2 protein-coding genes are annotated in these 4,114 nt (G+C 62.0%); both read left to right on the plus strand.

Translation table 11 applies throughout. From position 1 onward, the window contains the following. The coding region (locus HP546_RS26990) for a PAS domain-containing sensor histidine kinase (protein WP_172231917.1) at positions 1–1,794 on the plus strand (1,794 nt) is incomplete at its 5' end. Between the two features lie 4 nt (positions 1,795–1,798). After that, complete coding sequence (locus HP546_RS26995; RefSeq protein ID WP_172231920.1) at positions 1,799–3,241, plus strand: sigma-54 dependent transcriptional regulator; 1,443 nt, start codon at positions 1,799–1,801, stop codon at positions 3,239–3,241. The last annotated feature ends 873 nt before the right edge of the window (positions 3,242–4,114 follow it).

Here is a 4,114-nt window from a genome sequence, read left to right on the forward strand (position 1 = left end):
CACCAGAGCCTGGCCAACCTGGGCATCGTCGCCTTCGTCGCCACCTTGCAGTTCCTGCCAGGGGTGCTGTCGGTGCTGTACTGGCCCACCGCCAACCGCCGCGGCTTCATCGCCGGGCTGCTGGCCGGCACCCTGGTGTGGATGGTGACCATGTTGCTGCCGCTGCTGGGCAACCTGCAGGGCTTCTATATCCCGCTGCTGGACATGATCTATGTGCTGGACGACACCAGCTGGCACATGGCGGCCATCGCTTCGCTGGCAGCCAACGTGCTGCTGTTCACCCTGATCTCGTTGTTCACCAACGCCAGCAACGAAGAGGTCAGCGCGGCAGAAGCCTGCGCCGTGGACAACGTGCGCCGCCCCCAGCGCCGCGAACTGCACGCCGCCTCGCCGCAGGAGTTCGCTACCCAGCTGGCCAAACCGCTCGGCGCCAAGGCGGCGCAAAAAGAAGTGGAGCAAGCCCTGCGTGACCTCTACCTGCCGTTCGACGAGCGACGCCCCTATGCCCTGCGCCGCCTGCGCGATCGCATCGAGGCCAACCTGTCCGGCCTGATGGGGCCGAGTGTGGCTCAGGACATGGTCGAGAGCTTCCTGCCGTACAAGTCCGGTAACGAGAACTACGTGACCGAGGACATCCACTTCATCGAAAGCCGCCTTGAGGACTACCACTCGCGCCTGACCGGCCTGGCCGCCGAACTCGATGCCCTGCGCCGTTACCACCGCCAGACCCTGCAGGAATTGCCCATGGGTGTCTGCTCGCTGGCCAAGGACCAGGAAATCCTCATGTGGAACAAGGCCATGGAAGAGCTGACCGGTATTGCCGCCAAGCACGTGGTCGGCTCACGCCTGGTCACCATCGACGAACCCTGGCGTGGCTTGCTGCAGGGCTTCATCAACGTGCCGGACGAGCATTTGCACAAGCAGCGCCTGGCGCTGGACGGCCAGCCGCGCTGGCTGAACCTGCACAAGGCGGCCATCGACGAACCGCTGGCACCGGGTAACAGTGGCCTGGTACTGCTGATGGAAGACCTCACCGAAACCCAGGCGCTGGAAGACAAGCTGGTGCACTCCGAACGCCTGGCCAGCATTGGCCGACTGGCGGCAGGCGTGGCCCACGAGATCGGCAACCCGATCACCGGCATCGCCTGCCTGGCCCAGAACCTGCGCGAGGAGCGCGAGGGCGACGGTGAAATCACCGAGCTGTCCAGCCAGATCCTCGAGCAGACCAAGCGGGTGTCGCGCATCGTCCAGTCGCTGATGAGCTTTGCCCATGCCGGCGGCAGCCACCAGAACAGCGAAGAGCCGGTGTGCCTGGCCGAAGTGGCGCAGGACGCCATCGGCCTGCTGGCATTGAACCGGCGCAATTTCGAAGTGCAGTTCTTCAACCTCTGCGACCCCGACCACTGGGCCGAAGGGGACCCGCAGCGCCTGGCCCAGGTGCTGATCAACCTGCTCTCCAACGCCCGCGACGCCTCGCCGGCAGGCAGTGCCGTGCGCGTGCGCAGCGAAATCAGCGAGCACACGGTAGACCTTATCGTCGAGGACGAGGGCAGCGGGATTCCGAAGAGCATCATGGACCGCCTGTTCGAGCCCTTTTTCACCACCAAGGACCCGGGCGAAGGCACCGGACTGGGGCTCGCTCTGGTCTATTCCATCGTGGAAGAGCATTATGGGCAAATCACCATCGACAGCCCTGCCGATATCGAACGGCAACGTGGCACCCGGATCCGCGTGACCCTGCCCCGGCATGTCGTAGCGACGTCCCCTGAAATTCGAGACCGTCGAGAGAATTGAATCAATGCCGCATATTCTGATCGTCGAAGACGAAACCATCATCCGCTCGGCCCTGCGTCGCCTGCTCGAGCGGAACCAGTACCAGGTCAGCGAGGCCGGCTCGGTGCAGGAAGCCCAGGAACGCTTCAGCATTGCCACCTTCGATCTGATCGTCAGCGACCTGCGTCTGCCAGGTGCGCCCGGTACCGAGCTGATCAAGCTCGGCCAGGGTACGCCGGTGCTGATCATGACCAGCTACGCCAGCCTGCGCTCGGCGGTGGACTCGATGAAAATGGGCGCGGTGGATTACATCGCCAAGCCCTTCGACCACGACGAGATGCTGCAGGCAGTGGCACGCATCCTCCGCGACCGGCAGAACGCCCCCGCGGCGGCACCGGCTGCCGAGCCACGCGCCAGCAATGGCAAGGCCGCAGCGGCCGACAAAGGCACCGCGGCAGCAGCCAATGGCGAAATCGGCATCATTGGCTCGTGCCCGCCCATGCAGGACATGTACAGCAAGATCCGCAAGGTCGCGCCCACCGACTCCAATGTGCTGATCCAGGGCGAATCGGGCACCGGTAAAGAGCTGGTGGCCCGCGCCCTGCACAACCTTTCGCGGCGGGCCAAGGCACCGATGATCTCGGTGAACTGTGCGGCCATCCCCGAGACACTGATTGAATCCGAACTGTTCGGCCACGAGAAAGGCGCGTTCACCGGCGCCAGCGCAGGCCGTGCCGGCCTGGTCGAAGCCGCTGACGGCGGTACCCTGTTCCTCGATGAAATCGGCGAACTGCCACTGGAAGCCCAGGCCCGCCTGCTGCGCGTGCTGCAGGAAGGGGAGATTCGCCGGGTGGGTTCGGTGCAGTCGCAAAAGGTCGACGTACGCCTTATCGCCGCGACCCACCGCGACCTGAAGAACCTGGCCAAGGCCGGCCAGTTCCGTGAGGACTTGTATTACCGCCTGCACGTGATTGCCCTGAAACTGCCGGCCCTGCGTGAACGCGGCAGCGACGTCAATGAAATCGCCAGCGCCTTCCTGGCTCGCCAGCGCGCGCGCATCGGCCGTGACGACCTGCACTTCTCGGCCGAAGCCGAGCAGGCCATTCGTCACTACAGCTGGCCTGGCAACGTACGAGAGCTGGAAAACGCTGTGGAGCGTGCGGTGATCCTCAGCGAAAGCGCAGAAATTTCCGCAGAGCTGCTGGGCATCGACATCGAGCTGAGCGACCTGGAAGAGGACGAGATCCTCAACAACGCCCTGGTCGCAGCCAGTGCCAGCAATGCCAGCCACGAGCCGACCGAGGACCTGTCGCTGGAGGACTACTTCCAGCATTTCGTCCTCGAGCACCAGGACCACATGACCGAGACCGAGCTGGCACGCAAGCTCGGGGTCAGCCGTAAGTGCCTGTGGGAACGGCGCCAGCGACTGGGGATTCCACGGCGCAAGAGTAACGCTACCAGCGAGTGATACGCCCGCAGCATTTGCGGCGCCTGGGAGATCGAGCGCCGCGCGGGCGGCGCTCGATCTCCCAGGCGCTGGACGGGGTGTGGCGAACACACCTGAGCTGGAAACACCCCAGGTAACACATCAGCCCACACAAAAATCTGTTACCCACCCTTTCCGCCGTAACAGTTCCCGAGGCATACGGTAACGAAATTTCGACATTTCCAGCCTCCGAGATTTTGTCAAAACTGTCCAAGCCCTTGATTTTACTGGGTTTTTAAAAGTTGGCACGGCACCTGCTATATGTTTGGTACAAGAACAATAACAAGCACTGCAACTCAGAATAAGAACAAGACGAAACGGCTCACGCACAATAAAAACAAGACGGCGGAGGCGCAGCTAACTGATTCTTTTGGAGAGGATGCGTGTTTGGGGCTTGCCCCACGACCAGGCAGAGAACAACAAAAACTGCACTAAAAAGCAGCGCCTGAACTGGTTGGATCGACAGATCAACGTGACATCAGCGGCCAAAGCAATCCGTTTGCTCTTTACCCCTGAATTGGGGGTCGTCCACAAGCTTCGAGATTTGTGGACAGGGCACTCAACAAAAACAAGAAGCCCAATAAAAAAACAATAAGAGCACGCAACGACTTCTTGGGGAGCTTAGGCTCCCCTTGTCGTTTCTACCCTTCCGGCAGACACTCTGCTACCCGCCTACACCATTCCCTGAGTAAATGCTAGAATCCCCGCCCATCATGCGGCCATTCTCCTATTCTTGGCCGAACATTCCTTCAAACAGTGCATCCCATGCTGAAGAAGCTGTTCCAGTCGTTCCGCCCGCCCGTACCGGGCCAGCACCACAGGCGCACTACGCCTGAGGTGATCAACAAGAGCCAG

Origin of the sequence: Pseudomonas sp. CM25, assembly GCF_013179705.1 — a bacterium.
Taxonomy (GTDB): domain Bacteria; phylum Pseudomonadota; class Gammaproteobacteria; order Pseudomonadales; family Pseudomonadaceae; genus Aquipseudomonas.